This is a genomic window from Catellatospora sp. TT07R-123, from assembly GCF_018327705.1.
Classification (GTDB): Bacteria; Actinomycetota; Actinomycetes; order Mycobacteriales; family Micromonosporaceae; genus Catellatospora.
In genome coordinates this window covers 917919-944265 of sequence record NZ_BNEM01000001.1, presented here as the reverse complement: position 1 = coordinate 944265, position 26347 = coordinate 917919, and the positions used below count along the sequence as shown (strand labels likewise).

Below are 26347 nucleotides of genomic sequence, written 5' to 3'. Positions count from 1 at the left end.
TGCCGGGCGTGTCAGACGGTCGTCTCAGGCATCGGCGGCTCGCTGAGGGTCAGCACGCTCGCAGGATCCTCGATGACGGCGCGGGCGACCTCACCCAGGCGAAGGTTGCGGCTCCGGCTGTACGCGCGGATCAGCGCGAACGCCTCGTCCACGTTCACCCCGCGCAGTTGAGCGACCGCTCCCTTGGCCTGCTCGATGACGATACGGCTGTTCAGCGCCCCCTGCAGCTGCTCGGTGAGCTGCTCGCCTCGGCTGACCGCCCGAGCCTGGAGCAGCCCGATCGCGGCCACGTCGGCCAGAGCCTGCACGATCTGCGCGTCGGTCTCGGCCAGGCGGCCGCCGACGTCACGGCCGAACACGTTCATCGCGCCGATCCGGTCGGCGCGCAGTCGTAGGGGAAACGCGTGCACCGAGCGGAAACCCGCCTCCACGGCCCTCGGTGAGAACAGCGGCCAGCGATCGGCGGCGCACTGCAGATCGGCGTTGACCACCGGCTTGCCCGTACGGAACGCGTCAAGGCACGGCCCTTCGTGGTTCTGCACCTGGAAGAGTTCGAGGATCTTGACGTTCTCGTCGGACGCGGCCACGAACTCCAGCCGCCCCTGCTGGTCTGCCAGCAGCAGGCCCACCGGCGAACCGCCCAGCAGGTCGGCCGTGTGCTCGGCCAGCTTCTGCAGGAAATCGATCACGTCGAACTCGTCCACCAGGGTGTCGGCGATCTCGACGAACACCTGGGCAAGCCGCGGCGCGAACACGGAACTCACGGATGCCTCCATCTCCTCGTGCACTGTCTGATCGGTCAGGGTCGTGGCCCGTCGATCCGCAGGCGCCGAGCCACGATGTCGGCGGCGACATCGGGCAGGCGACGATCATGGGCGTAGGCGTGGGCGCGGATCCGCACCATCGCCTCCGCCAAGCCCACACTCAGCTGAACCGAGACCATGCCCTGCGCCTGGAACAGCTCGGCCCGCGAACCCATCGACCTGTCCAGCCAGTCCTCGGCCGGATACGGCCGGCCGCCGTCCCGGCGCAGGAGCGTGGCCACGGCCACCTCCGCGAATGCCAGGGCAAGCGCCAGCTCCTCCGGTGACAGCATGCCCGCTCGGCCGCGGAAGACGTCCATCACTCCCAGACGTGCGGCCCCGACCTGCAACGGGAAAGAGAACACCGCCCGTACACCCCCGGCCTGAGCCTCCGGCGCGTAGACAGGCCATCGTGCCATCGCGCCATCGGCCAGGTCGGGAACCAGGACCGGCCGCCTGCCCTCGAAGGCCTCCCGGCAGGGACCTTCGCCCAAGGTGACCTGCAGCTCCTCGAGCTTTTCGGCCGCCGGATCGGATGCCGCGGTCATTCCGCGCAGCCCGCCGCGAGCCATGACCGTCACCCCGGCACCGCGAGCCGCCAGCGCCCGTACGGCGGCGTTGCACAGGCGCCGCATCTCGGCGATGCCGCCACCGTCCTCGCCGCCCGATGCGGGCTCGCGCGAAATGAGCCCTTCCACTTGGGCGTACCGGTCATCCACTGTCACCCGCCATCTGCGGCACGCCGACGCTCAAGTGCGCCGAGTGACCGGCGTGCCGTAAGGTGCGTCATTTTCCTTACTTGAGTATATTCCTGAGCCTATGTTGCGTGAACAGCCTATTCGCGGGTGTCGAGCACGCCCCGTGGCTAGTGAGCGGCGGCGGATGCGCGGCGGCGCCGGGCGGACGGCAGGAGGCGCCACAGGCGACCCGCCAGGATGGTTCCGAGGAACAGCAGGACGTAGGTGAGCGGCGTCCATGCGCCGCCGACGCCGCTGCCGTGGCCGTCGGTGAAGGTGTAGGTGGCCGCCGACTGCAGGTAGCTGATCCCGCTCCAGGCGAAGGTCCCGGTCGCGTGGGGGTCGATCGCGGTGATGCCCTGCTGGAAGCTGGTGGCGGCCTCGGCCAGGAAGTAGTTGGTCAGCAGCGGGACCAGGAGGCAGAAGTAGGCGGCGGCGATCCACGAGTGGCGGGGGCCGTCGCCGAGTTCCGCGTCGAGGTATTCGTCGGCCAGGCGGCGGCTGCCGCCGAGGCGGCGCAGGGCCTCCGCGGTGCCGACGTCGCGGGCGGCGATCAGCAGGTTGTCGCGGATCTCGCGGCGCTTGGCGATCCGCGACGAACTCGGCAGCTCGTAGAGCCGCTGGTCGAGCGTCCAGACGAGGCGTTCGATGCGCAGCCGGTCGATGAGCGTGACGGGGTGTGCCATGTCGGGCCCTTCAGTTCGGTGGGGCGGGCAGCGGGCGGGTCAGGACGGCGTTGACGATGTCGGTGTGGCGGAACCAGCCCGCCGTCCCGGTCCGCAGCGCGTCGTATCCGGCGGGTGTCGGCCGGTAGTACTTGCGGGCGGGTCCGCTGGAGGAGGCGACGAGGCGGGCGGTGACGCGCCCTTCGCGTTCCAGCCGGGCCAGCGCCGGGTAGACGGTGCCTTCCAGCATGTCGGTGAGCCCGGCGGCCTGGAGCCGCTGGACCACCTCGTAGCCGTAGGACTCCTGTTCGCCCAGCAGGTGCAGCAGGAGCAGCGGCAGGACACCCTTGAGCAGTTGCGGATCGTGGGTGGCTGTCATGAAGCTATGATTAGCCAAGTACTTGGTATAGTCAAGTAGCCTTCCGTCGGAGCGTCACCCAGGTGCTGGGAGTCGGCTACCGCCGCTGGGAACGGCTCACGTTCGGGTGAGCGCGGCGAGCCGTGCGCGGGCCGCCCGGGCCCAGTGGTGGCCGCCGAGGCGTTCGGCGAGCTCGGCCGCGTCGGCGTAGCGCCGGGCCGCCTCATCGGGCTGGTCGAGCAGCCGTGCCAGGTCGCCAAGGGCCAGGTCCACCGGTCCGGTGGTGAACGCGCCGCCGGACAGTCCGGCCATCCGGCCCGCCCACGGCCGCAGCGCCTCCTGGCAGGAGGCTGCCGCATCTCGGTCGGCCAGCAGTACGGCGTTCTCCGCCCGCAGGCACAGGAACATCGGCAGCCAGTGCGAGCCCGAGCCGATCGGCGCGTCGGGTCGCCAGACCGCGCGGGCCTCCTCCGTCAGACCGGCGTCCAGCAGCGCCCGCGTGTAGCCCTCGATGACCTCCGCCGACGGCTCCGGGCCGTGCAGGGCACGCAGTTCGGGCAGGCATTCGCGAGCCCGCCCGGCGGCCAGCTTGGCGACGAACCGGCCGATCAGCCCGAGCCCGCCGGTGTTGACGCCGCCGTGCCGCGCGATCCGGGCAGTGAGCTCCGCATAGCGCCGCTCGGCCTCGTCGAACCGGCCGGTGATCAGATCTTGCAGCGCGTCCAGCATCTGCACGATGGCCAGGATCAGGCCGAGCTGGCCGGTGGTCGAGTGCGCCAACGCCCGGTCCATGTGCGCCCTGGCCGCGTCGAAGTCGTTGCGGCTCAAGGCCACCAGGCACAGTATGTGGTGCGCCAGCGCCTGGAACCCCAGCAGGCCGGCGGCGGTGCTCACCGCGAGCAGCTCCTCGCCCACCAGCTGCATCTCGTCGTCGTGCTGGCCGGCCAGCGCACCGTAGTAGCGCGCGTTCAGCGCCAGGCAGAGCAGGCGCGGGTCGCCGGTCTCGCGGGCCAGCCGCAGCGCCTGCCTGCTCACCGTGTCGGCGCGTACGTCGTCGGTGCCCTCTGTCTCGAAGACGAGGGTGATCAGCAGCCAGCAGCGGGTCGCCACGTCCTCGGCCGCGGCGACGGCGGTCTCCAGGTCGTCGACCAGTGTCTGATCGACGACGCGGTTCTCGCGGACCGACCAGGTCACCGGGGCGTCGTAGGCGCTCAGGGCGCGGGCCAGCGGCTGCGGACCGGGCAGCAGCCGGGCGGCGGCCACGGCCCGCTGCCGGGTCTGGCGCGCCGCGATCACGGCTCCGGCGTTGGCCTGCGCGGAGACGAGCTGGCAGAGCAGATCCAGGCGGACGGCCGGGTCGTGGTCCGGTGCCGCTTCCAGCAGGTCGAGTGCGGACGCCAGCAGGTCGGCGGCCTCCTGGTAGGCGTACAGGCCGACGGCCTGCCGGGCGGCCCCGGTCGCGTAGCCGACCGCCTGCCGTGCCCCGGCCGGGCCCGCGGCGAGCGCGTGGCGGGCCAGCGCGGCGACGTCACCGGGCCGGGCCTGCTCCAGTGCGGCGAGCATCCGGGCGTGCAGGCGGGTCCGCCGCAGCAGCGGGGTGTCCTGGTAGAGGGTGTCGACCACCAGCGCGTGCGTGAACCGGACCCGGCCCGGGGCGGGCTCGGTCAGCAGCCCGGTGAGCACGGCGGCCTCCAGGCCGTCCAGGACGGTGTCCTCCTCGGCGCCCTCGGCGGTCATCAGCAGTTCGACGTCGACGTCGCGGCCCAGCACGGCGGCGTTGCGCAGCACCGTCTGCGCCGGGGCGGGCAGCCGGGCGATACGCCGCCGCAGCACGCTGCGCACCCCGTCGGGCACCGCGTCGACCGCGGCGCCGGGTCCCTCGGCCGCGATCAGGCGCGCGGTCTCGCGCAGGAAAAGCGGGTTTCCGCCGGTACGCGCGGCGAGCAGTCGCGCCGCCGCGTCGTCGACGGCGACTCCGCTGTGCCGGCGCAGCAGCTCGATCCCGTCGCCCGGGGCGAGGCCCGGCAGGTCCAGCGTCTCGGTGCGCGGCCCGGCCAGCGCCGCCCAGGTCGCGGCGAGCTGATCGGACACCTCGTCGGACCGGTACGCCGCGACCAGCAGCACCGGCGCGTCGCTGAGCCGCGCCGCGACCTGGCGCAGCACCTGCAGCGTCTCCTGGTCGGCGCGGTGCACGTCGTCGAGCACGATCAGCAGCCGGTCCTCGGCGGCCACCTCGGCCAGGTACTGCCCGACCGCGAGGGCCAGGAAGAACTGGTTGCCCGGGCCTGCCGGTCGCGGACCGCCGACGTCCAGCAGCGGTGCCAGCCGGTCGGCCAGTTCGTCGCGCGGCGGCCGCCGCTGCGCCAGCGACCGCAGCACCTCGCTCCACGCCCAGCCCGGCGGCGCACCGTCGATCTCGGGGCAGCGGCCCCAGACCGCGGGCCAGCCCGATTCGGCGGTGAACTGCTCGGCCAGCGCGGACTTGCCCGCACCGGGTTCGCCGCCGACCCAGACCACCCGGAAACCGTCGGTGTGGACCCGGTCGGCCGCCGCGGCGAGCCGGGCGAGTTCGGCCGTCCGGCCCACCAGCCGCTCCGGCTGCGGGGTGCCCGGCCGCGCCGGTCGCGGCCCGGGGACCGGCTGTGGTGCCAGGGCGGGCTGCTCCAGGGTGGCGGCCTGCTTCAGGACGTCGGTCTCCAGCGCCCGCAGGGCGGGGCCCGGGTCGACGCCCAGCTCGTCGGCGAGCCGATCCCGGGCGCCGCGCAGCGCGGCGAGCGCGTCGGCCTGCCGCCCGGACCGGTAAAGCGCCAGCGCGAGCAGCCGGACGGCCTCCTCCCGCAGCGGGTACGCGCGCACGTGCCGGTCCAGGTCGGGCACGATCCGGGCCGCGCCGCCCTGGCGCAGCACCGCGTCGGCACGGTACTCCACCGCGATCGCGCGCAGTTCCTGCAACCGGGCCGCCTCCGGCTGCGCCCACCGCTCGTCGGCCGCCTCCGCGTACGCCGGGCCGCGCCACAGTCCGAGGGCCTCGTCGGCCAGCGCCTCCACCCGTGCCGGATCGGGGTGCGCGGTGGCGGCGGTGACCAGGTCCTCGAAGCGCCACACGTCCACGTCGGCCCGCTCCAGGCGCAGCGCGTAGCCGGGGACGGCGCTCACCAGCACCTCGGCCGGGGTGCGGGCGGGGCGGTCCGGTTCCAGGACGCGCCGCAGGTTCGACACGTACACCTGGAGGCTGCCCAGGGCCTTGGGCGGCGGCTCGCCCTGCCAGAGGTCCTCGATCAGGCGGTCGGCGGGAACGACCTCACCGGCCGCCTCGACCAGCCGGGCCAGGACGGCCCGCTGCCGCGGAGTGCCGGCGTCCACCAGCCGGCCCGCGACCCACAGTTGCAGCGGGCCGAGAACGTTCACCCGCACCATGGTTGGAGATGGTAGCGACGGCGGGGCGGGTCGGCGGTCGGCCGTTCGCCCGCTCTCCGATGACCATGCCGACACTGCGGGACAGGGCTGCGCCCGGACCGGCGGTCCGTGTCGCCCCACCGTCCGGGGCGTCAGGCCACGGCTAGCCGGTCCACCAGCAGCTGCACCCTCAGCTCGGCGTATTCGGGCAGCAGGCGGCCCGCGCGGCTCAGGGTCGCCAGGCCGTGCAGGGACGCCCAGAACACCTCGGTGAACAGCCCGGGGTCGACGCCGTCCCCGGCCACCTCGCGCAGGCTCTCCATCAGCGCGGCGAAGGCGTCCTTCAGCGGCTCCGGTGTGTCCTCCCGCGCGTAGGCCAGACCGCCGTCGAGCTGGAACAGCGCGTCGTAGACCGCGGGGTTGCGCGCGGCGAATTCGAGGTAGGCGCGGGCCAGGGCGGTGACCCGGGCGCGCGGGTCGTCCTCGGCGGAGGTCGCGGCCCGCACCGCCGCCGCCATCTCGGTGGCGCCCTGCAGGGCGACGGCGCCGATGATCTCCCGTTTGCCGCGGAAGTGGCTGTAGAGGACGGGCTGGCTGTATTCGATGAGCTCGGCGAGGCGGCGGGTGGTGACCGCGTCCCAGCCCTGCTGCTCGGCGAGTTCTCGGGCGGTCGCCACGATGAGGCGCTCGCGGACCGCCTGTTCGCGCTGCTTGCGTTCCTTTGCCGACATGAACGGAATCCTAGCACCGCTAGACAATCAAGCAACGGCACTGCTAGCGTTGCCCCATCCGCTAGCAGTGCTAGATTTTGAAGGGGAACAGCCGTGCTCAACGCACTTGAGGTCGCCACCGTCGTGATCGTCGGGCTGATGGTGGGGGTGGAGTTCTCCGTCGCCTTCATCATGAACCGGATTCTGGACGCGCTTCCCGAGGACAGCGGCCAACTGGGCCATGCCCACGGCGGCCGGATGCTCGGCGCCCTGATGCCGTTCTGGTACATCGGCTCGGTCCTGCTCAGCGCCGTCTGGGCCGTGGCCGGATGGCAGCACCGCGGCGCCGGGCTGGTCGTCACCGCCGCCTGCCTGCTGATCGTCAGCGTGGTCATGTCGATCCTGCTGCTCGTCCCGATCAACAACCGGAACAAGACCTGGACCGCCGAGAACCGCCCCGCCGACTGGAAGCAGCAGCTGGACCGGTGGAGCCGCTACCACTACGTCCGCGTCGCCGTCATCATCGCCGCCTTCACCCTGCTGGTCGCGGCCCTCGCCTGACACCGCCGGGCGGTCCCTGGTATCCATCGAAGACCGTGACTACGCTGGTGGTATGGCGGAGCGTCGGGTCGGCGGGTTGTCGTGGCCGGTGGGCAGCTTCCTCGGCCGGCTGCCGGAGCACGACCGCCAGGTGCTGCTGTGCAGCGGCGGGATGCGGGAGTACGACCCGGGCGCCTGCCTGGTGCTCCAGGGGCAGCCCGGCATCGACGTGATCGCGCTGCTGAGCGGCTGCGCGAAGGTGGTCGGGGTGACCGCCGACGGCGATGAGACCATCGTGGACATCCGCACCACCGGCGACCTCGTCGGCGAGATGGCGAACATGGACGGCGGCGTCCGCTCGTCCACGGTGGTGGCGGTGCGGCGGGTGCTCGGTGTCGTGATCGCCGGTCAGCGGTTCCAGGAACTGCTGGGGCGCCATCCCGCCGTCGCCGCGGCGCTGAGCGCGACGATGGCGAAGAAGCTGCGCACCGCGACGCGGCTGCACGTGGACCTGCTGCACGGACCGGTGATCGCCCGGCTCGCGCGGCTGCTCATCCACCTGGCGGAGCTCCACGGCCTGCCCGGGGACGGCGGCCGTCTGATCGACGTCCCGCTGAGCCAGCGCGACCTCGCGTCGCTGGTCGGCACCACGGAGCCGAGCGTGTACCGGGCACTGACCGAGCTGCGCCGACGCGGTGCCGTGTCGACGCGGCGCCGGTTCGTCTGCGTGCGCGATCCCGGCTCGCTCGCCCTGGCGGCGGCCATCACGGACGGTCGGGCGCGGGGCTGAGCCCGGCGGGCGGCGCCACCCGGGACCCGGGCAGTCCCCAGTGGATGAACGGCGCCCAGTACGCCGGGTGGGACATGTCGGGGCCCGCGACCGTCGGCGTGTGTCCCGACCGGGGCGGCCTGCCGAGGACGGCGTCGCGGGCGTCGCGCTGCTCCACGAGCTGCTCGCCGAACGACATGCGGGCGACCGCGCGCTGGGCGGCGGCGAGGGCCTGGCCGACACCCTGCTCCGGGATGCCCTCGTACAGGCGGTCCATGATCCGCTGGGCGGGCAGCTCGATCGCCGGCCACAGCGCGGAGACCACCGACCGTGCCCCGTCGCCGATCAGGGCGCGGGCGAAGCCGAGGACCTCGCCTCCGGCGGTGACCGGCCCCACCCCCGACAGGCAGGCGCTGAGGACGACGAGGTCGGCGCCGCTGCCGGTGGCGAGCAGGTCGACCACGGAGAGGTTCTCCCGGTGCGCGAGCATGATCGCCGCATCGGCGGGATCGTGCGCCGTCGCGGCGCCGTGCGTGGCCAGGTGGACCACGGCCGCGTCCGGCAGCGCGGCCAACACCTCCTGCCTGGTGGCCTGCTCGCCGGTGAGCAGGTGGCCGCCGGGCCGGTGCCGGTGGACCAGCCGCGCCTCCCACGCGGTGTACGGCAGAGGCGGCATGGCCGTGCCGTCCGGAGCCGCCATCGCCACCGGGTTGCCGACCACCAGCGTCGCCCGACGTGGCGTATCGCGCCGCGGCTCCAGCAGATGCGGCATGATGCTCGCCGTGGGCAGGTAGGAGACCGCCACCGCGTCGATGAGCCGGCCGGCGCGGAAGGGCAGCGCGTGCAGCGGCGCTTGTAGTCCGAGCCCCTGCGGGATGAAGATGACGCTGTTCACCGCGTCGAGGACGGCCGCGAGCGGGTCGAGGATCAGCCGCCCGAGTTCCGCCTCGGCCGCAACGTCGACGACGGCCTGCGGATCGGCGCAGCTCGCGGTCCAGCGGGCCAGCAGATGCGGCAGGCGGTCCCAGCCGCAGGGCACGCAGGCGGCGAACTGCGTGGTCGCGGTCAGCGCCACCAGCAGCACATCCTGCTCGGCCTCCACGAAGCAGACGACCGCCGTGCCGGGCGGCAGCAACCGCTGGACCTCGGCCGAGGCCAGGACCGGCGCGGCGGCGGAGACCAGGTCCGGCGCGACGGCGTACAGCGCGCGCTCGGCGGCGTCGATGGCGCTCTGCTGCTCGTCCACGGGCTGGCCGGACCGCACCAGCGCGTCCCGTACCGCGCGCAGCTGGCGCAGGCGGCGTACGAGACCGGCGGCCTCCGGCGGTTGCGCGCGCAGCCGCCGCTGCTCGCCGACCAGGTCGAGGACCGCGCGCCCGCGCGCCCGCTCCAGCAGGTCGAACGCCGTCCGCGCCGCCTCGTCGGCGGGCAGGTGGCCGCCCCGGACCGCGTGCGCTGCCGCGTCGACGAAGACCGCGATCAGCTGCGGGTCGTCGCCGATCGCGATGCGCTCTACGTCGTCCCCGGCCGCGGTGCGGGCCGCCTCGAACAGGTCGGTCGCGGCGGCGTACTCCGCGGCGGCGCCCGCCGGGTCGCCCAGTCCGGCCCGGACCCGGGCCACGGTGGCCCGGACCTGCCAGGGGTCGGACTCGTGGCGCCACCACTGCGGGCCGCCGAGGCGCTCGGCGTCGGCGAGATGCCGTTGCGCGGCGGGGAACTCGCGGACCGCGGCCGCGAGGCGGGCCGCGTGGTAGTGGCGCGCGTACGCGTACTTGCGCACCAGCTCGCCCCCGGCCGGGCCGAGGCGGGCCAGGGTGCGTACGACGAGACGGGGCAGCCAGCCGCGGCGGGTGGCGCGCAGGTACGCGGCGTAGACCCGCCGCGCCGAGCGGTGGTCGCGCAGCTGGAGGTGGGCGCTTGCCGCGCGCAGCAGCGCCAGCGGCTCGGTCGAACCGCCGAGCAGCCCCAGGACCTCGCGGAAGCACCGGTACGCCGCTTCGGGGTCGCCGCGGCGACGCAGGTCCCGGCCCGTCGCCATGCCGAAGTCCACGGCGAGACCGGGCAGCTGCTCGTCCAGGTGCTCGGGACCGCACTTGCGGGCGATGCGGGCGACGGTCTCCAGGAGCCGGGGGTCGTCGTAGCGCAGCGCGGCGGCGTGCGCGGTGAGGACGAGGCCGGCGGCATCGGCGCGCTCGGCCAGGCCGCCGTAGGCGTCGCGGGCGGCGTGGGTCAGGAGCGCGTCGGCGACGCGTTCGTAACCGGTGAGTTCGTCGTGCCCCAGGCCGACCGTGGCGGCGGTCTCGGCGGACTCCAGCCAGACCTGTGCCTGGTCGCGGTCGGCCCCCAGCCCGGCGAAGATCTGCGCCGCGGCGGCGTAGGCCGCGCGGGCCCGCCGGGGATCGGCCCGGCGGACGCGCCAGTGCCGGCCGAGCCGCTCCAGCAGGAGGCCGAGCCCGTACGCGAAGCTGAAGCTGCCGTCGCCGCTGCCCCACGCGCAGATGGCGGCGACGTCGCCGGGATCGGCACCCGGCGCACCGGCTTCGATCGCCGCCGCCATCTGGTGGACCATCGCCAGATGCTCGCCGTACGCGTCCGAGGCCGCGGCGAACAGCTGCCGGGCCGCCCCGGCGTGGACGGCCTGACCGGCGGCGTCCTCGGCGGCGAAGGCCAGATAGGAGTAGTGGAGCTGCACCGTGGCCAGTGCGCACGAGGTGCCCGCGTCGCCGGCCCGCAGGAGCCGGTCGGCCTGGTCGACGAGTTCGCGGGCCGATTGTGGTGCCGCTGCGGCCTCGGTCGGCTGCCCGGTCCGGGTCAGCTCGTAGGCGTCGATGCGGGCGCCCGCCTGCGCGCCGGTGCCGGCCCGGCTGATGCCCATGTCCAGCACGTCGGCGCCGCCGAACGGAGCGAGCAGCCACGACGCCTCGCGCAGCAGGCAGGCCGCGACGCCGAGCCGGTCACCGCGCCGCTCGGCCCGGTCGCGGGCGGCGCGGAGCAGGTCGAAGGCGTCGGCCGCGCCGGTGCGGAAGGCGATCTGGGCGATGGCGCGGTCGGCGTAGGCGGCGACGGCGAGCGCCTCCGCCGCGTCGGCGCCCTGGCTCGCGGACGCCGCGGCGACGTCCTCGGCCAGGTCGCGTACCCCGGTCCAGCGCGAGGTCATGGTCTGCGGCCAGGTGTAGTCCTCACCGAGTTCGGCGGCGCGCCGGGCGAACAGCGGCACCGGGATCGCGGCGGAGGTGAGCGCGCCGTCGAACTCGGCCTGCCAGAAGGCGTACATGCCGACGGCGTGGACCAGGCGCAGCCGCGGGTCCGCCGCGGCCGCCGCGACGAGACCGGCCCTGTGCAGCGCGGTGACGTCGGCGGTCACCATCCGGTGCGCCGAGCACGCGTTGTCGAGGTTGGACCCGCCGCCCGCGAGGACGCTCCACGCCAGGGTGGCGGCGAGCGCGCGGTGGGCGTACACGAGGGTCCGGGTGGGGTCCGGGAGGTCGGCGGATTCGGCCAGCGCGTCGAGCACGGCCAGCGCACGGGCCGGGTGGCCGGTGCGGATCGCCACCACCGCGGCGGCCAGCCGGGCGTCGGGACCGTCGCCGCCGCCGTGCGTGACCGCCTGTGCGGCGCGCAGGTCGCCGCGCATCTCGCCGGGCAGCACGATGCCGCCCAGGGCGGTCATCACCGCAGCGACCTCGGCCACGCCCGGCCTCCTCAGACATTGTCAATCGCCGATGGAAGCGATACTGTACCGCGCATCATGACCGATGTGGACGGTGCTCTCCCGGCCTGGCTGGTCGACGATCAGGTCACCGACGGCGACATCATCGAGCTGTGCGCGGACGCCGTCGTGGCGCTGCTGCCGCGCGACGGCAGCCGCACCCGCCCGGCGATGCACGCGGTGCGGATCCGGCAGATCGAGCTGCACGGCAGCCGCGGTTGGCGCGGGCTGTTCGGCGGCGGCGACGTCCGGGTCGACATCGTCGCCGTCGGCGGTGCGGCCACGGCGGCGGTGCCGACGGTGCTGTCGACGTTCCGGTTCCGGGACGTGGGGTCGGCGTCGCGCCTGCCGCTGGACGACCACGGCATCCTGGTCTACCACGGCCGCCCTCAGTACTTCCTCACCCTCGCCGTCGTGGTGTCCGATGACCGCGGCAACGCCCCCGACCTGGGTGCGCTGCTGTCCGATGCCGACACGCTCCCGCACGTCGCGGCGGTCGGCGACGACGTCGACGCGGCGGACGGGCTGGCGGCCGCGCTGAACCGCTCGCGGACGCTCGCCGACCGGGCGTACCTGGCGCTGCGCTCGGCCTCGGGCACGGCCCGCGGTGTCTACTACACCGACCGCATGCAGATCGACGCCTTCGGCGCCGGGCGCAATCCGCCCGCGGACGGGCAGGCGTACCGCTGCGGGGACATCTCGTTGTGGTACGACGTCGTCCGCGTCGAGGAGCCGGCATCCGGCGGGGTGCAGCTGCGGCCCACGCTCACCGTCGACCTCGTCGGCTACAGCGGGCGCACGGAGCCGGCGCAGCGCGCGGCCGTACGCAGGCTGTCGGCGCTGATGGACGCGGTGCTGGCCGACATGCACCTGCCCGCAGGCGTGCAGACGCAGACCACCGGCGACGGCATGCACCTCGTGCTCCCGCCGGGCATGGACTACAGCGTCAGCCTGGCGGCGCTGCTGGACAGCCTGCCGCGGCACCTGGCGGCCGACAACGACGCCCACCCGGACCGGCTGCACCTGCGGGCGGCCCTCGACGTCGGCAACGTCTACGACGGGGATCTCGTGTTCACCGGCAACGGGGTCGTGAACGCGGCCCGCCTCGTGGACAGCGATCCGGTCCGCAAGGCCGTCGGCCCGGAGGCGGCAGAGGTCGCCATCCTCTTCTCCGACCTCGTCTACCAGTACTTCCTCTCGCAGGGCTACCCGGGGCTGGACCCGGCCCGGTTCACCCCGGTCCATGCCGCGGTGAAGGCCTACCGCGGGCTCGCCTGGCTCTGGACGCCGGCCGTGCCGCCGCCGGACACCGGCGGCGGCACGGCGTGACGGCGGCGGTCAGCCTGCGAACACGAGCAGCCAGTGCTGCTGGGGCGCACCGACGCAGGTCCACTGCTTGACGTTGGCTCCGTCGTACTTGTAGGCGTTGTCCACGTCCAGGCACTTGCCGCTGTGCTGCGCCCGCAGCTCGTAGAAGCCGCTGCCGACGGGGTTGAGCAGCCAGTGCTGCTGGGGCACCCCGGCGCAGGTCCACTGCTGGACGTTGGCGCCGTCGAAGGTGAGCGCGCCGTCGACGTCGAGGCACTTGCCGCTGTGCTGGGCGCGCAGTTCGTAGTAGCCGCCGCCCACGGGCACGGGCGACCAGTGCTGCTGGGGCACTCCGACGCAGGTCCACTGCTTGACGTTGGCTCCGTCGTAGGTGAGGGCGCCGTCGACGTCGAGGCACTTGCCGCTGTGCTGCGCCCGCAGCTCGTAGGTGCTTCCCGACGCGGATGCGAAGGCCGGCGGGGTGCCGCGTCCGGCCGCCGACGCGGCCGAGGGGACGGCGAGCGACGCCGCGGCCAGCGCCGCGGTCAGCAGGGCGCCGAGTAGGTGACGAGGTTTCATGGTTCCCCTTCCCTGGAGGACGCTGTGCGGCAGGCCGCCGCACGCATCAGGAAGTGTGGATTTCCCGATGACATCCCATCCCTGCGGTTGCAGGGGTTCGCGCGGGTTTCCCGGCCCACGATCGGTCGACCACCCGAGGTTCGGCGAGATGAGGTAGCCATGGGGATGCTGCGGGGTGCCGCGGAGGCACTGTTCGCGATCGTGACCGGATTCAGCCTCTACGTGACGGAGCAGCGTGCGCTGCAGGGCGACAAGGAGGCCGTCGGCGTGCTCATCCGTTTCTGGATGGACAACGGTGAGCCGGAGGAAGCCGCCAAGTGGGCCCGCTTCCGGGACGCGCTGTAGCCGGCGGGGCGGTACGGCGGCTGCCGTACCGCCTCCTCACCGCTTCGGCGGACCTGCCTGCCGGGTGAGGTCGGCGGCGGTGGGGGAGACCGGGTTGAACAGGGCGAAGCGCCGCTGGGGGACGCCGTTCACCGCGGTGTACGCCCCGGCGGCCACCACCTGGCCCAGCTCCGTGTTGGCGCGCAGCGCCCGCACCCCGACCGAGCCGTTGCCGTCGGCGGTCCAGTCGAGCAGGGCCCCGCTGGCGACGTCGAAGGCGGCGAGTTTGACCCGCGGCACCGCTCCGTCCAGGCACACGCCCATGAGCCCGGTGTGGGCGGTGCTGCACACGTTGTCGAAGTGCCCGCCGAGGTAGACGACACCGTCCAGCACGGCGATCGCCTGCACGGCCCCGTCGGTGGCCGCGGTCCACCGGATCAGTCCGGTCGGGTCCATCGCGCTGGCCCGGCCGCCCCCGCCGTCGACGCCGACGTAGACGGTGCCGTCGACGACGGCGATGTCGTTGACCATCGCGGCGATGTGCGACCAGAACCCGAGGTCGACCGCACCGGTCACCGGGTCCACGGCGGCGATCTTCATGGTGCCCCGCAGGCCGTCGACCGCGTCGAACTTGCCGCCGATGTACACCCGGCCCGGCGTGTACCGCACCACGTGCGCCCGGTCGTTGAGGTACGGGTGCCACGCCGGGTCCAGCTCGCCGGTGGCCAGGTCGAACGCGGCCACCCCGGTACGAACCTGGCCGTCGACGCCGGTGATCGTGCCGCCGACGTAGAGGCGCCCGCCGCCGGCCGACACGGAGTACGGATGTCCGTCGATGCGGTGTTTGAAGGTCGGTTGCAGCACCCCGGCGTGGTCCACCTTGGCGAGGTTGTCGCGGCTGGCCCCGTCGACCAGGTGGAAGTCCCCGGCCAGGTAGACCCCGCTGTCGTCGACGTCGACGGCCCGCACCGTGTTGTCGACCTGCGGGCTCCAGGGCAGCAGCGCGCCGGTCCGGGCGTCGACCGCCGCGGCGTGCGGGCGGGCCACATAGTGCCCGTCCCAGGTCGCGGTGGTGAAGTCGCCGCCGACGTAGATCGTGTCGCCCCAGTACACGGCGGTGTGCACAGCCCCGTTGAACGTCACCGACACCGCGGGCCTCGGATCGACCGGGGCGCCCAGCGACACGCCGCCGGCCAGCGGCACGACCAGTACGGCTGCCGCCGCCACCGCGGCACATCGCAGACTCACACGCTTGCGCACGCCATGCCCAACGACGCAGCCACAGCGAAGACGCAGCCGGGGGCGCCGTGGGACTGCCTGCCCGTCGCCGGGCACGGGTGTGGCCGGAGCTTAGACTTGCCGGGTGCCGATCATCCTGTCGCTGCTGGAAACGGTGCGCTGGGATGGCGAGCCGGTGCTGGGCGAGCGGCCGCAGGCGCTGCTCGCCGCGCTCGCCGCGGCCGGACGGACGGTCAGCGCCGCCCGGCTGGTCGACCTCATCTGGGACGAGGACGTCCCCGCCAATCCGATCAAAGCCCTGCAGGTGCTGGTCTCCCGGACGAGGACCGCCCACGGCCCGGACTCGGTGGTCCGCGACGCGGACGGCTACCGGCTGGGCATCGACCGGTCGCAGGTCGACACGCAGGTCCTCGCCGACCGGCTCGCCGCGGCCCGGTCGGCGTTCGAGTCCGACCCGGCACACGCGGCCGACCTGGCCGCTGAAGCGGTCGCGCTCGGCGCGGTGGCCCCGGGCGGCGCCCACGGTCCGCTCGGGTCGCTGCGGCGCGAGGCCCGGCACCACCTGGACCAGGCTGAGCTGCTGCTGGCCAGGGCGAAGACTAGGCTCGGCGAGTACGCCGACGCGCTGCCGATCCTGACCGAGGCCTGGGCCGCCGCCCCCGCCGACGAGGCGCTGCTGGCGGACCTGCTGCGCAGCGAGGCGGGCGTCCGCGGCACCGGCGCCGCGCTGGGCCGGTACGAGGCCTACCGCGCGGACCTGCGCGACCGCATCGGCACCGACCCCGGCCCGGACCTGCGCCGGGTCTACAGCGAACTGCTGGTGCAGGACAGCCCGGTCCGCGCGGGCGTGCACTACGAGGCGACGGCGCTGCTCGGCCGCGACGCCGACATCCGCCGGTTGCAGGCGGCACTGGCCGCCTTCCGGGTCGTGTCCATCGTCGGGCCGGGCGGGCTGGGCAAGACCCGGCTGGCCCATGTGCTCGGCCGCGAGTCCACGGCCCCCGTGGTGCACTTCGTCGAGCTCGTCGGCGTCACCGCACCCGACGACCTGGTCGGCGAGATCGGGTCGGCGCTGGGGGTGCGGGACTCTGTCAGCGGCCGCCGCACCCTCAGCCCCGAGCAGCGCGCCGACGTCCGCGGCCGGATCGCCCGCTACCTCGACCAGGCGCCGAGCCTGCTGATCCTGGACAACTGCGAGCACATCGTCGCCGCCGTCGCCGACCTCGTCGCCTACCTCTCCGCCACCACCCGCGAGCTGCGGGTGCTGACCACGACCAGGGCGCCGCTGGCGATCGCCGCCGAGCAGGTCTACCTGCTGGCCGAACTGGACACCAAGGACGCGGCCGAGCTGTTCCGGCAGCGGGCCATGGCGGCCCGGCCGGACGTGCACCTCGCCGGGATGGACGAGGCGGTGGCGGAGATCGTCGAGCGGCTCGACGGGCTGCCGCTGGCCATCGAACTGGCGGCCGCGAAAGTGCGCGTGATGGCGGTCGCCGACATCGCCCGCCGCCTGGAGAACCGGTTCGCGCTGCTGCGCGGCGGCGACCGCAGCGCACCGGACCGGCACCAGACGCTGCTGGCCGTCATCGACTGGTCCTGGAACCTGCTCGCCGAACGGGAGCGCCGGGCGCTGCGCTGGCTGTCGGTTTTCCATGACGGCTTCACCCTCGCCGCGGCGGAGGCGATGCTCGGCGACGACGCGCTCGGGGCGGTGCAGGACCTGGCCGACCAGTCGCTGCTGACCGTCGTGGAGACCGGCCCCGGCGGCGTGCGCTACCGGATGCTGGAGACGGTACGGGAGTTCGGCCGGATGCAGCTGATCGACGTCGGTGAGGACGCCGCCGCCGAGCGGGCCCAGCGCGCCTGGGCGGTCGATTTCGCGACCCGGCACGCCCGCGCGCTGTTCAGCCGTGCGCAGATCGACGTCGTCGACGCCATCCGGCCCGAGGAGACCAACCTGTCCGACGTGCTGCGCCGGACGTTCGCCGGGCCGGATCCGGCGGCGACGGTGCAGATCCTCGCCGCCCTGGCCGGATTCTGGATCGTCCTGGGCGAGCACCCCCGGCTGCTCGTGCTCATCGAGGCGGCGGCCAACGCGGTCGAGGGGTGGACGCCCCCGCCGGAGCTGGCCGATGCGACCCGGATGGCGATCGGGATGACCCTCAACGGCTCCCTGGTCGCCAACAGCCCCCAGTCCGACCGGTTGCGCGCCACGTTGCAGGCGATCGGCCCGGGTGCGGACGACTCCTGGATCTCCGCCATGGTGGTCATGCTGACCGACATCGATCCGCGTTCGCCCGACGGGTACCTGCCGCAGCTGCGCGCGCACGCGGCGTCGGCGGACCACCGGATCGCCGCCCTGGCGCTGCCGTGGCTGAGCCAGGCCCTGGAGAACCTGGGCGACCCGGACGCGGCCATGGACGCCGCCGAACGCGGGCTGCTGCACGTCGACGAGACGGTGGGCCCGTGGTCGCAGGCGATCCTGCACAACATGGCGGCGCAGCTGGCGATGCAGCTCGGCCGGACGGAACAGGCGGCCGTCCACGCCCATGCCGCGTTGCCGGTGCTCGACCGGCTCGGTGCCCGCGACGACGCCATCCAGCTGCGCACACTGCTCGCCCTCGCGATGATCACTGCCGGTGACACCGGCGCCGCCACCGCGCAGCTCGCCGAGCTCGGCGACCTGCAGGAGTCCGATCCGATCCCGGGCGGCGGCCGGCTCGCGTTCGACCTCGGCAACGCGGAGCTGGCGCTGGCTAGGGGCGAGATCGAGGCAGGGCTGGCCGGTTACCGCGCGGCGTCGCGGCGGGTCCGTGAGCTGCGGATGCCGGGTGTCACGCCGACCGGGCTGGAGCCGTGGGTGCTGCTGGCCGACGCGACCAGCCTGGCCGCGTACGCCTACCACGCCCCGGTCGGCGACCCGGTCGGCCCGGCGCTGTTCGTGCGGGCCCGCGAGCGGGCCTTGAAGGCGCTCGACCCCGATCATCCCTACCTGGACTACCCGATCTGCGGGCTGGTGCTGTTCGGGCTCGGCGCGTGGGGTCTGCTGCGCGAGGCCCTGCCGCTGCGCGACGCGCTGCGGCTGATCGCGCTGGCGGACCGGTTCGCGTACAACCGGAGCATGCCCACGATGGCCTGGGAGCGGATCGCCGCCCGCGCCGAGGACCGCGCCCCCGGACTGCTGGCCGACCTGCTCGCCGAGTACGGCGACCGGCGCGGCCCCGACCTGCTCGACGAGGCGCGCAGCCTGGTCGAGCAGGTCGGGGCCGGCTGATCTCAGAGGTGCCGCTTGTAGCCGCGCACCGACAGCGGCGCGAAGACGGCGATGACGGCCGCGCAGGCGACCAGCGCCCAGCCGACGTGCGCGGTGACGTGGCCGTCGTTGGCCAGGTCGCGGATCGCGGTGACCACGTGTGACACCGGGTTGACCTTCACGAACGCGGCGAGCGGCCCGGGCAGGGTGTCGACCGGGACCAGCGCGTTGGACATGAACGTCAGCGGAAACATGATCATCATGGAGATGCCCTGGACGCTCTGCGCGCTGCGGGCCAGGGTGCCGACCCAGGTGAAGATCCAGGCCAGCGACCAGCCGGCGATCATCGTGAGCGCGATCGCCATGACCACTCCGCCGACGCCGCCGCCGGGGCGGTAGCCCATCGCGACACCGGTGAGGAACGTCAGCGTCGAGGCGATGGCGTAGCGCAGCAGGTCGGCGCTCATCGGACCGGCCAGGGGCGCGATCCGGGCCATCGGCAGCGACTTGAACCGGTCGAACACCCCCTTCTCCATGTCCTCGCGCAGCTGCACGCCGGTGGCCATGCACGCCGTCAGCGCGGTCTGCGCCAGGATGCCCGGGATCACCAGCGGCAGGTAGGCCTGCACGCTGCCGGCCAGGCCGCCGCCCAGCAGGTACGCGAACATCGCCGTGAACAGCAGCGGCTGCACGGTGACGTCGAAGAACTGCTCCGGGTTGCGGCGCATCTTCTTCAGCGCCCGCCACGCCATCGACATCGTCTGGCTGAGCGTCTCGCGCACACTGTTGTGCGAGGTCGTACGGGCGGCGATGTCCTGGGCCGTCAGCCGCCGCGGCGCCGCCACCGGCGCCTGCTTGATCATCTGAACGGTCATCGGGCCACCTCGAACTGAAGCTGGTCCGCGGAGGCGGACTGGTCGGAGCTGTCGCCGGTGTCGTGCCCGGTGAGAGCGAGGAACACCTCGTCGAGGGTCGGCGCGTCGACGCTCACCGAGGTGATGCCGATCCCGGCCTCGCGCAGGCTGATGAGCACGTCCGCGGCCCGGTCGGCGGTGTCCAGCGCCACGTTCATCCGGCCCGACTCCGGGCTGAGCACGGGATCCTCGCCCAGCAGGCGCCGTACCGCGGCGGCCGCGGCAGCCTGGTCGGCGGCATCGGTGAGCCGCAGCCGCAGGGTCGAGTTGCCGACGGAGGCCTTCAGCTCGTCGGGGGTGCCCTCGGCGACCTTGCGGCCGCGGTCGATGACCGCGATCCGGTCGGCGAGCTGGTCGGCCTCGTCCAGGTACTGCGTGGTCAGCAGGACCGTGCAGCCGCCCGCGACCAGGTCGCGGATGGTGTCCCACATCTGGCCGCGGGTACGCGGGTCCAGGCCGGTGGTCGGCTCGTCCAGGAAGATCAGCGGTGGCCGGGTGATCAGGCTGGCCGCCAGGTCGAGCCGGCGCCGCATGCCACCGCTGAACTGGGAGATCGGCTTGTCCGCCGCCTCCTGCAGCCCGAACTGCTCCAGCAGCTGGGCCGCGGTGCTGCGGGCCTTCTGGCTGGACACCCCCTGGAGCCGGCCGAACAGCCACAGGTTCTCGTTCGCGGTCAGGTTCTCGTCCACGGACGCGTACTGGCCGGTGACACCGAGCAGCTGCCTGGTGCGGTGGGGGTCGCGGCGCACGTCCACGCCGAAGATCTCTGCCCGGCCCCCGTCGATGGGCAGCAGGGTGGCCAGCATCTTGAGCATGGTGGTCTTGCCGGCGCCGTTGGGGCCGAGGACACCGAAGATCTCACCCTGTTCGACGTGCAGGTCGACCTGGTCGACGGCGCGGAAGTCACCGAACGACTTCACCAGGCCCTCCGCGTGGACCGCGGGAATGTGATTCATGTTCGCTCCCTCATGACCGGCGTCAACCGGTCGAGCGAAAGCGTCCACCGCTCCGGTTCCACCACGCCTACACGGCGGTTTCAACCCCGGAGTCCGGTCCTGCCGGATGCGCCTTCCGCCGCCCGCGCCAACGCCGGACCTGCGGATTCGCCGGTATCGCGCACCGCAGCGGTCGGTACGCGAGCTAACGGCCGCGCTGCGGCCGCTCGACCCGGCCGCGCATGCGCTCGTAGACGTCGAGGTGGTCCCCGCGGACGATCTCGTCGTGGCTCCAGGTCTGGCCGCGGTTGCTCGCGGGCGCCGTCACCGACGTGAACACGATCGTCTGGTTCTGCCACTGCGGCGGCAGCGACGCGCGCAGCCGGTCGATGTTGGCCGACAGACCCGAGCCGGCCGAGGAGTTGAACGACGGGTCCAGCATCTCGAAGTTCCACGGCTCGTCGACGAACGAGGTGGGGAGCACCTGGTACTCCACGATGTGGTCGACGCCCATGGCGGTGCTGTACATCTGCGTGCGCGACCAGAACGGCCGGTACAGCGGCGACTCCTCGGCGCGGGCGCGCCGGTGCAGCTCCTCGCGGCTGGGCGGCGTGACGGCGTCCTCGGGGCGGTCCACCAGCCCGAGAGAGATCGCCCGCAGGATCACCGCGTTGTTCATCTCCTGGCGCACCGAGCGGACCCACTTGGGCACCTGATCGGTCTTGCGGACCGTGCCGGGATCGTGGTGCAGCTCACCGAGGAAGCTGCGGTAGAGCTCCAGGTGGTGCCCTTTGGCGGCCGGGAGCACCAGCGCCGCGGGCGGCTGCCCCGGCGGGGCCTGACCCGGCCGGTACGGCCGGAACACGTCGTTGGCCGCGTTACGCCGCCGGAACAGCAGGTCGATGATCTGCTGCGCGTCGATGAGCAGCTGCGCGACGTCCACCTCGGGCGTGCCGTCGTCGGCGACGTTCATCGTGACCGGCTTGTCGCCCAGCCGCACCGCGGTGCCCACGTCGAAGCCCGCCTGGGCGCCCGCGGACACGCTCCACAGCTCGCGCTCGATCGTGGCGGGGGAGTAGCCGAGGATGAACCCCGCCGACAGCTGCGCCTGCAAAGACAGTCCGGTGCTCAGCCCGATGCTGCCCTCGGCCCGGTGGGTGCCCGGCAGCATCCGCAGCCCGCGCCAGGACAACTCCACGCCGGTGGCACCGCCGAACTCGGCGTTGAACCTGATGAACCCGCCCGCACCCAGCGCGCCCTTGATGTACCCGGCGACGGGCCACAGCTTCGGATCCACCAGCCCCTTCACGTAGGCGTCGATGCCCGCGTCGAGCGAGGCCGCGGCCCTGGCGCGAAGCTTCGCCTCCCCCCGCAGCCGCAGCGTGCCCAGCTGCACCAGGCCGCCCGGCGCGGTGAGCGGGTTGAGCGTGGTGAGGACCCCGACGCCGAGCTGGAGGAAGTCGGCCGGGCTGACGTCGAGGTAGACGTCGTTGACCGTGACGTCGAGCAGCGCGTTGCCCCCGGCGTACGTGGAGACGCCGCCCTTCACTCGCACGAAGACCGGCCCGACCGGCAGCGGGATGGGGATCACCGCAGGTCCGCTCAGGTCCAGTTCGGCCGGGGCGTGGCCGGGCTTGTTCTCCTTGGTGGTGGACCACGCGAATCGCTTGCCGGCGTACGCGGTGTAGAGCTGGCGGCTGTCCACGAACTTGTACCGGGTCTTGCGGGTGGGGTCGAGCTTGCTCCACCAGCTGTCGCCGGCCGCCGGAGCGGGAGCGGGAGCGGTGCCCGGCACCGGTGGTGCGGGCGGCGCGGCGGCGGGCGCTGGCGCGGGCGTCTGCCGCTGGACCGTCGCCGGTCTCGTGGCACCCGTGGGGTCGCGCAGGGCGGCGGCCAGGGCCGCGTTGCCGGCGGCGCGCTGGAGCAGCAGCAGCTCACGTTGCCGGGGTGAGGCGCCGTCCGGGCGTTCGCGTCGGGACGCCGCCGTTGTCCCCGACGGCGCGGCCGACGTGTTCTCACGGTCATGAGCGTGCATGTCCACCCCGTTTTGCCTGCCCAGACCACGTTACCTGCGATCCGGTGCCGGGATCGGACGGATCAGGTGTTCGCTGGGCGGCGGATGGGCGCACCCGCCACCCGGCGGATGTCGAGATCCGGCGGGTGGCTCCGTACACAGCACGGGCCGGGTTCGCCCCGGCGGCCGCCCGCGATGTCGCGGGCCGCTCGGAATCGTTGAGCCCGGGAGCTCGACGAGCAGAGATGAGGAGTACGGATGTCGGAGAACAAGCGCACGGTCGAGCGGTACCTGGACGGGTTCCGCAGGAACGACCACGCGCAGATCCTGTCGTGCCTCAGCGACGACATCAGGTGGACGGTGTACGGCGCGTTCCGGCTGACCGGCAAGCAGGCCTACGACGAGGCCATCGACGGCCCGGGGTTCATCCAGCCGCCGTCGCTGGACGTGGTGCGGATGGTCGAGCAGGACGACGTCGTGATGGCCGAGCTCAGCGGTTCGGCCAGGCGCGTCGACGGCTCGGTCATGCGCATGTCCATGGCTGAGGTCTTCGTGATGCGTGACGGGCTGATCGCCGAGCGCCGGGCGTGGGTCATCGAGCTCAAGGAGAACGACTACCGCTGACCGGTGCCCCGGCGGCGCCGTCAGCGGTTCGCGGCGAGTTTGAGGGCGGCCACGATGTCGGCGCCCGTCGGGGCGTTGTGCGGATCGACGAGCCACTGCATCACCAGGCCGCCCAGGATCGCCTGGTAGAGCCCGCCGAGCAGGCGCCGCTGCTCGTCGTCGGCCGCGCCGGCCAGCTCGGCCAGCTCTTTCCGCGCGAACCGCTGGGAGTCGGTGAGGAACTGGCCCAGCTGGTCGGCGCGGTCGATCTGCCCGACCAGCTCGTACTGCACGGCCCACATCGCGCGGTCGGTCCGTACCGAGGCGATGACGCCGTCCCAGATCGCGGCCGGGTCGTCACCGGCGGCCATGGCCCGGCCCAGGCGCTCGCCCCACTCGGCTACGGCCTGGAACAGCGCCTGGGTCAGCAGCGCCTCCGTGGAGCCGAAGTGGTAACCGATCGCGGCGAGGCTCACCCCGGCCGCGGTGGCGATGTCGCGCGAGGTCGTGCGGCTGAAGCCCTTCTCGAACAGGCATTGCGTGGCGCCCTGTAGCAGCGCTTCCCGGTTTCCCATGGATCGCAGCCTACCGCAGTCTTAGACAAACGTCTTGCACAGTTGTCTAAGACGGTTGTATGGTTCGGGGCATGGCGATCAACGAGCAGCACCACCTCTCCATCGGCGGCGTCGAGCAGTGGCTCCAGATCCGCGGCGACAGCGCCGACAACCCGGTGCTCCTGGTCCTGCACGGCGGTCCGGGCTCCCCGTACGCCGTGTTCGGCCCGCTGATCCGGTCCTGGGAGCGCCACTTCACCGTCGTCCAGTGGGACCGGCGCGGCTGCGGCAAGACCCGCGCCCGCGGCACCCGGCAGACCGCCCCCTTCGCCCGGCACCTTGAGGACGCGATCGAGGTCACCGAGTTCCTGCGTGCCCACCTGCGTCAGGACAAGATCGTCCTGATGGCGGGCTCGATGGGCACGATCATCGGGCTGCCGCTGGCCCAGCAGCGGCCCGACCTCTACTCCGCCCTGGTCACCACCGACCTGTACGCCGACATGCGCCGCAACGAGGCCCTCGGCCACGCCCGCTGCCTGGAGCGCGTGCGGGCGGCCGGCAACACCAGGGCCGTCCGCGACCTGGAGCGGATCGGCGGCGACCCGGCGGCCTGGGATCTGCGCGCCTGGCAGACCAAGATGAAGTGGACGATGGCCACCGACCCGGTCACCCCGAACGCCGTGAGCAAGCTGCTGTTCCCGCTGGCGCTGCGGGGCGGCGTCTACACCAAGCGCGAGGCGTGGCACCTGCTCGCCGGTTTCATGGCCACGCAGAAGGCGATGTTCGGTGAGTACATGGCCTTCAACGCCTACGACCTGCCCGCCCGATACGAGGTGCCGGTCTTCGTGTTCCAGGGCGCCGACGACGTGCTCACGCTCACCGACCTCGCGCAGGAGTACTTCGCGCACCTCGACGCGCCGCACAAGGAGATCGCGCTGATCGAGGACGCCAGCCACTTCGCGGCCTTCACCCAGCCCGAGCGCTTCGGCGAGGAGCTGGTCAGCCGGGTGCTGCCGGTGGTCCGGCCGCGCACCGGCGCCGCGGCCGCACCGGCCGGCTCCGGAGCCTGACAGCCCGGCCGCGACCCGCCTGACAGCCCGGGGCCGGCGCCGCCAGCGGGCGGCGCCGGCCCCGGACCCTGCTGGGCAGCGCGGTGGCCGTCAGTAGACCGGGTTCCAGCCGTCGGGTCCGGCCAGATACCGCTGGGCGGTGTAGTTCGGCGCGTCGGCGGCGGCCAGCTGCGGCCGGTCGGCGGTGACCACGGCGCCGGGCCCGGTGCTGCGGTATTCGGCGAAACGGGCGTCGCGCCAGGAGAAGCCGGACATGTCGGCCCAGGGCGCGTCCAGGATGTGCGCGTCCAGGGCGGAGTCGCGGTAGAGCACCTGGGCGATCGCGTTGACGTCGCCGCTGGGGTGCCAGGGGCGTCCGAGGTGGACGCTCCTGGCGGCCGTGCCCGCCTGCGCGGTCAGCGCGCACTGGGTGAACAGGAAGCCGTACGGGTTGGCGATGCTCGTCGACGCGGCGGTGACGTACCCGTTGTTGCTGGTCGAGCCGCGGTTGAGCGAGCGGATCTCGCACCGGTCGAACACGGCGGTGCCGCGGCCGAAGATGAAGTCGACGTCGCCCTCGATGTAGCAGTTGCGGTAGTAGGCGCGGCTCACCGTCGCCGTGCCCGGTGAACTCGGCTGGAGCGTGTCCTGGTTGCCCAGGAACCGGACGTTGTCGAACAGCAGCCGGTCGCCCCGGGTGGTCACCGCGACGGCCTGCTCGGCGCTGTAGTCGTGGCCGGCCTCGTCGAACGTGTTGGCGAAGGTCAGGTTCCGGGCGGTGAAGTCGTTGCCGTCGAGCACCACCGAGGAGCTGCCGGTGGTGCCGTAGGTGCCGCTGCCGTCGGGTTTGGGGGTGCCGCTGGCGTTGTCGTACGCGATGACGGTGTCGGCCGCGTTCGCGGTGGTGCCGACGAACGAGACGTAGGGCTTGCTGGAGGGCACCGTCACCAGTTCCCGGTACGTGCCGGGCTTGATGCGGATCGTGACGCGGCTGGTGTTGTTCGCGGGCACGGCGTTCACGGCGGCCTGCACCGTGCCGAAGTCGCCGGTGCCGTCCTTGGCCACGGTGATCACGGTGCCGGTCGGGGAGGGGCTCGGGGAGGGTCCCGTGGTGGGCGTGGGTGAGGTCGGGGCCGACGCGCTGGGGGAGGGGCCGGTGCCGTCGGTGGCGGTCACATCGTCGAAGGAGGCGGAGGTGTAGTAGGTGGCCACGCCGACGCTGCCGGTGGAGAACTGCGTGTCGGTGGCGGTCAGTGCCGCGCCGCCGTTGACGGTGCCGCGCAGCGTGGCGCCGGAGACCGACAGCGACAGCGTGTACCAGGTCCCGGTCGAGACCGTCACCGTGGTCGCGGCGAGCGTGGTGGACGAGCCGTTCACCAGCTTCTTCAGCTCCACGGTGTTGTTGGACCGCAGTGCGAGGTAGTAGTAGCTGGTGTTCGACTGGGCTCGGGCGAGCAGGGCGACGAACCGGTTCGAGCCGTTGAAGGCGGTGGGCTTCACCCGGGCGGTGGCGGTGTAGTTCGTCCACGCGGGCGATCCGGCGCGGGCGCGGGCGTCGGAACCGGTGCCGGACTGGCGCAGCACGCTGCTGCCGTCGGTGGCGACGGACCAGGTGCCGCCGGAGGTGGTCCAGCCGGACGAGTCACCGTCCTGGAAGTCGTCGGCGAACAGGGTGGCCGCCGAGGCGGCGGTGACGGTCAGGGCTGCCGTCACGACGGCCGCGACCAGGCATGCGACGGCGGCCGTCAGGGGCCGCCACGCGGCGGGGCGCAGCGGAGGGGCGGTGTGCATCGGCGCAACTCCTCTCAAGTGGAAAGCGCTTTCCGTTGGACGGTACGCCGTCGCGGCGACAGGAGTCAATCAACGTCTATGTGTTCGCGTCAGCCGG

General features: G+C 73.2%; 21 protein-coding genes. 7 read left to right on the top strand and 14 right to left on the bottom strand.

The annotated features are described in order from the left end of the window. Nucleotides 1-11: 11 nt before the first annotated feature. From Cs7R123_RS03960 to Cs7R123_RS03935, 6 genes are all read right to left on the bottom strand, one after another. Entirely contained in the window at nucleotides 12-764 is a 753-nt protein-coding gene (locus Cs7R123_RS03960) for a GAF and ANTAR domain-containing protein (protein WP_244871598.1), read from the bottom strand. A 35-nt stretch (nucleotides 765-799) separates the two neighbouring features. Continuing rightward, a complete protein-coding gene (locus tag Cs7R123_RS03955) occupies nucleotides 800-1528 on the bottom strand; it encodes a GAF and ANTAR domain-containing protein (RefSeq protein ID WP_212823475.1) in 729 nt (242 codons plus the stop codon). Nucleotides 1529-1668: 140 nt separating this feature from the next. After that, a complete protein-coding gene (locus tag Cs7R123_RS03950) occupies nucleotides 1669-2226 on the bottom strand; it encodes a hypothetical protein (protein WP_212823473.1) in 558 nt (185 codons plus the stop codon). A gap of 10 nt (nucleotides 2227-2236) precedes the next feature. Then, nucleotides 2237-2584: a PadR family transcriptional regulator gene (locus Cs7R123_RS03945; RefSeq protein ID WP_212823471.1), complete on the bottom strand. Its 348-nt coding sequence runs from the start codon at nucleotides 2582-2584 to the stop codon at nucleotides 2237-2239. A gap of 96 nt (nucleotides 2585-2680) precedes the next feature. Beyond that, nucleotides 2681-5980, bottom strand: a complete 3300-nt coding sequence (locus tag Cs7R123_RS03940) for an AfsR/SARP family transcriptional regulator (RefSeq protein WP_212823469.1) — start codon at nucleotides 5978-5980, stop codon at nucleotides 2681-2683. A 131-nt stretch (nucleotides 5981-6111) separates the two neighbouring features. Beyond that, nucleotides 6112-6690, bottom strand: a complete 579-nt coding sequence (locus Cs7R123_RS03935) for a TetR/AcrR family transcriptional regulator (RefSeq protein WP_212823467.1) — start codon at nucleotides 6688-6690, stop codon at nucleotides 6112-6114. A gap of 93 nt (nucleotides 6691-6783) precedes the next feature. On the opposite strand from Cs7R123_RS03935, the gene Cs7R123_RS03930 reads away from it, so the two are divergent. Beyond that, nucleotides 6784-7230 (top strand): DUF1772 domain-containing protein, encoded by a 447-nt coding sequence (locus Cs7R123_RS03930; RefSeq protein ID WP_212823465.1) that lies wholly within the window; start codon nucleotides 6784-6786, stop codon nucleotides 7228-7230. Between the two features lie 52 nt (nucleotides 7231-7282). After that, nucleotides 7283-7999 carry a Crp/Fnr family transcriptional regulator gene (locus tag Cs7R123_RS03925; RefSeq protein WP_212823463.1) on the top strand — a complete coding sequence of 239 codons (717 nt, stop codon included), beginning with the start codon at nucleotides 7283-7285 and terminating at the stop codon, nucleotides 7997-7999. Here the strand turns inward: Cs7R123_RS03925 and Cs7R123_RS03920 are convergent. Beyond that, on the bottom strand, nucleotides 7974-11669 hold the full coding sequence (locus tag Cs7R123_RS03920) for a CHAT domain-containing protein (protein ID WP_212823462.1): 3696 nt from the start codon (nucleotides 11667-11669) through the stop codon (nucleotides 7974-7976). The genes Cs7R123_RS03925 and Cs7R123_RS03920 overlap by 26 nt on opposite strands. Nucleotides 11670-11735: 66 nt before the next feature. Between Cs7R123_RS03920 and Cs7R123_RS03915 the strand changes: the two genes are divergently transcribed. After that, complete coding sequence (locus Cs7R123_RS03915) at nucleotides 11736-13016, top strand: hypothetical protein (RefSeq protein ID WP_212823461.1); 1281 nt, start codon at nucleotides 11736-11738, stop codon at nucleotides 13014-13016. A gap of 9 nt (nucleotides 13017-13025) precedes the next feature. Here the strand turns inward: Cs7R123_RS03915 and Cs7R123_RS03910 are convergent, their stop codons facing one another. Further along, on the bottom strand, nucleotides 13026-13574 hold the full coding sequence (locus tag Cs7R123_RS03910; protein ID WP_212823460.1) for an RICIN domain-containing protein: 549 nt from the start codon (nucleotides 13572-13574) through the stop codon (nucleotides 13026-13028). A 159-nt stretch (nucleotides 13575-13733) separates the two neighbouring features. Here Cs7R123_RS03910 and Cs7R123_RS03905 point away from each other — a divergent pair, with 159 nt between their 5' ends. Continuing rightward, complete coding sequence (locus tag Cs7R123_RS03905) at nucleotides 13734-13919, top strand: hypothetical protein (protein WP_212823459.1); 186 nt, start codon at nucleotides 13734-13736, stop codon at nucleotides 13917-13919. Between the two features lie 36 nt (nucleotides 13920-13955). Here the strand turns inward: Cs7R123_RS03905 and Cs7R123_RS03900 are convergent, their stop codons facing one another. Then, nucleotides 13956-15125, bottom strand: coding sequence for a hypothetical protein (locus Cs7R123_RS03900; protein ID WP_212823458.1), 1170 nt, complete (start codon nucleotides 15123-15125; stop codon nucleotides 13956-13958). A 136-nt stretch (nucleotides 15126-15261) separates the two neighbouring features. On the opposite strand from Cs7R123_RS03900, the gene Cs7R123_RS03895 reads away from it, so the two are divergent. Next, the gene (locus tag Cs7R123_RS03895; RefSeq protein WP_212823457.1) at nucleotides 15262-18411 is read left to right on the top strand and encodes a BTAD domain-containing putative transcriptional regulator; all 3150 of its coding nucleotides are present in this window, start codon (nucleotides 15262-15264) and stop codon (nucleotides 18409-18411) included. 2 nt (nucleotides 18412-18413) lie between these two features. Here the strand turns inward: Cs7R123_RS03895 and Cs7R123_RS03890 are convergent, their stop codons facing one another. The 3 genes from Cs7R123_RS03890 to Cs7R123_RS03880 all read right to left on the bottom strand — a co-directional run bounded on the left by Cs7R123_RS03890 (nucleotide 18414) and on the right by Cs7R123_RS03880 (nucleotide 22274). Beyond that, nucleotides 18414-19265 carry an ABC transporter permease gene (locus Cs7R123_RS03890; RefSeq protein WP_212823456.1) on the bottom strand — a complete coding sequence of 284 codons (852 nt, stop codon included), beginning with the start codon at nucleotides 19263-19265 and terminating at the stop codon, nucleotides 18414-18416. Then, complete coding sequence (locus Cs7R123_RS03885; protein WP_212823454.1) at nucleotides 19262-20260, bottom strand: ATP-binding cassette domain-containing protein; 999 nt, start codon at nucleotides 20258-20260, stop codon at nucleotides 19262-19264. Before Cs7R123_RS03885 ends, Cs7R123_RS03890 begins: the two co-directional genes overlap by 4 nt. Before the next feature lie 184 nt (nucleotides 20261-20444). After that, entirely contained in the window at nucleotides 20445-22274 is a 1830-nt protein-coding gene (locus Cs7R123_RS03880; protein WP_212823452.1) for a hypothetical protein, read from the bottom strand. Between the two features lie 237 nt (nucleotides 22275-22511). Between Cs7R123_RS03880 and Cs7R123_RS03875 the strand changes: the two genes are divergently transcribed. Next, the gene (locus Cs7R123_RS03875; RefSeq protein ID WP_212823451.1) at nucleotides 22512-22877 is read left to right on the top strand and encodes a nuclear transport factor 2 family protein; all 366 of its coding nucleotides are present in this window, start codon (nucleotides 22512-22514) and stop codon (nucleotides 22875-22877) included. A 20-nt stretch (nucleotides 22878-22897) separates the two neighbouring features. On the opposite strand, the gene Cs7R123_RS40665 is transcribed toward Cs7R123_RS03875, so the two are convergent. Next, a complete protein-coding gene (locus tag Cs7R123_RS40665; protein WP_212823450.1) occupies nucleotides 22898-23431 on the bottom strand; it encodes a TetR/AcrR family transcriptional regulator in 534 nt (177 codons plus the stop codon). 71 nt (nucleotides 23432-23502) lie between these two features. On the opposite strand from Cs7R123_RS40665, the gene Cs7R123_RS03865 reads away from it, so the two are divergent. After that, complete coding sequence (locus tag Cs7R123_RS03865; protein WP_212823449.1) at nucleotides 23503-24480, top strand: alpha/beta fold hydrolase; 978 nt, start codon at nucleotides 23503-23505, stop codon at nucleotides 24478-24480. A gap of 90 nt (nucleotides 24481-24570) precedes the next feature. On the opposite strand, the gene Cs7R123_RS40660 is transcribed toward Cs7R123_RS03865, so the two are convergent. Continuing rightward, a complete protein-coding gene (locus Cs7R123_RS40660; RefSeq protein ID WP_212823448.1) occupies nucleotides 24571-26250 on the bottom strand; it encodes a pectinesterase family protein in 1680 nt (559 codons plus the stop codon). Nucleotides 26251-26347: the final 97 nt, after the last annotated feature.

Bases quoted from the DNA above. Each gene is read 5' to 3' on its own strand.
- Cs7R123_RS03945 (WP_212823471.1), bottom strand. From the start codon at position 2,584: ATGACAGCCACCCACGATCCGCAACTGCTCAAGGGTGTCCTGCCGCTG.
- Cs7R123_RS40665 (WP_212823450.1), bottom strand. From the start codon at position 23,431: ATGGGAAACCGGGAAGCGCTGCTACAGGGCGCCACGCAATGCCTGTTC.
- Cs7R123_RS40660 (WP_212823448.1), bottom strand. From the start codon at position 26,250: ATGCACACCGCCCCTCCGCTGCGCCCCGCCGCGTGGCGGCCCCTGACG.
- Cs7R123_RS03890 (WP_212823456.1), bottom strand. From the start codon at position 19,265: ATGACCGTTCAGATGATCAAGCAGGCGCCGGTGGCGGCGCCGCGGCGG.
- Cs7R123_RS03885 (WP_212823454.1), bottom strand. From the start codon at position 20,260: ATGAATCACATTCCCGCGGTCCACGCGGAGGGCCTGGTGAAGTCGTTC.
- Cs7R123_RS03925 (WP_212823463.1), top strand. From the start codon at position 7,283: ATGGCGGAGCGTCGGGTCGGCGGGTTGTCGTGGCCGGTGGGCAGCTTC.
- Cs7R123_RS03865 (WP_212823449.1), top strand. From the start codon at position 23,503: ATGGCGATCAACGAGCAGCACCACCTCTCCATCGGCGGCGTCGAGCAG.
- Cs7R123_RS03905 (WP_212823459.1), top strand. From the start codon at position 13,734: ATGGGGATGCTGCGGGGTGCCGCGGAGGCACTGTTCGCGATCGTGACC.
- Cs7R123_RS03950 (WP_212823473.1), bottom strand. From the start codon at position 2,226: ATGGCACACCCCGTCACGCTCATCGACCGGCTGCGCATCGAACGCCTC.
- Cs7R123_RS03875 (WP_212823451.1), top strand. From the start codon at position 22,512: ATGTCGGAGAACAAGCGCACGGTCGAGCGGTACCTGGACGGGTTCCGC.
- Cs7R123_RS03910 (WP_212823460.1), bottom strand. From the start codon at position 13,574: ATGAAACCTCGTCACCTACTCGGCGCCCTGCTGACCGCGGCGCTGGCC.
- Cs7R123_RS03935 (WP_212823467.1), bottom strand. From the start codon at position 6,690: ATGTCGGCAAAGGAACGCAAGCAGCGCGAACAGGCGGTCCGCGAGCGC.
- Cs7R123_RS03940 (WP_212823469.1), bottom strand. From the start codon at position 5,980: ATGGTGCGGGTGAACGTTCTCGGCCCGCTGCAACTGTGGGTCGCGGGC.
- Cs7R123_RS03880 (WP_212823452.1), bottom strand. From the start codon at position 22,274: ATGCACGCTCATGACCGTGAGAACACGTCGGCCGCGCCGTCGGGGACA.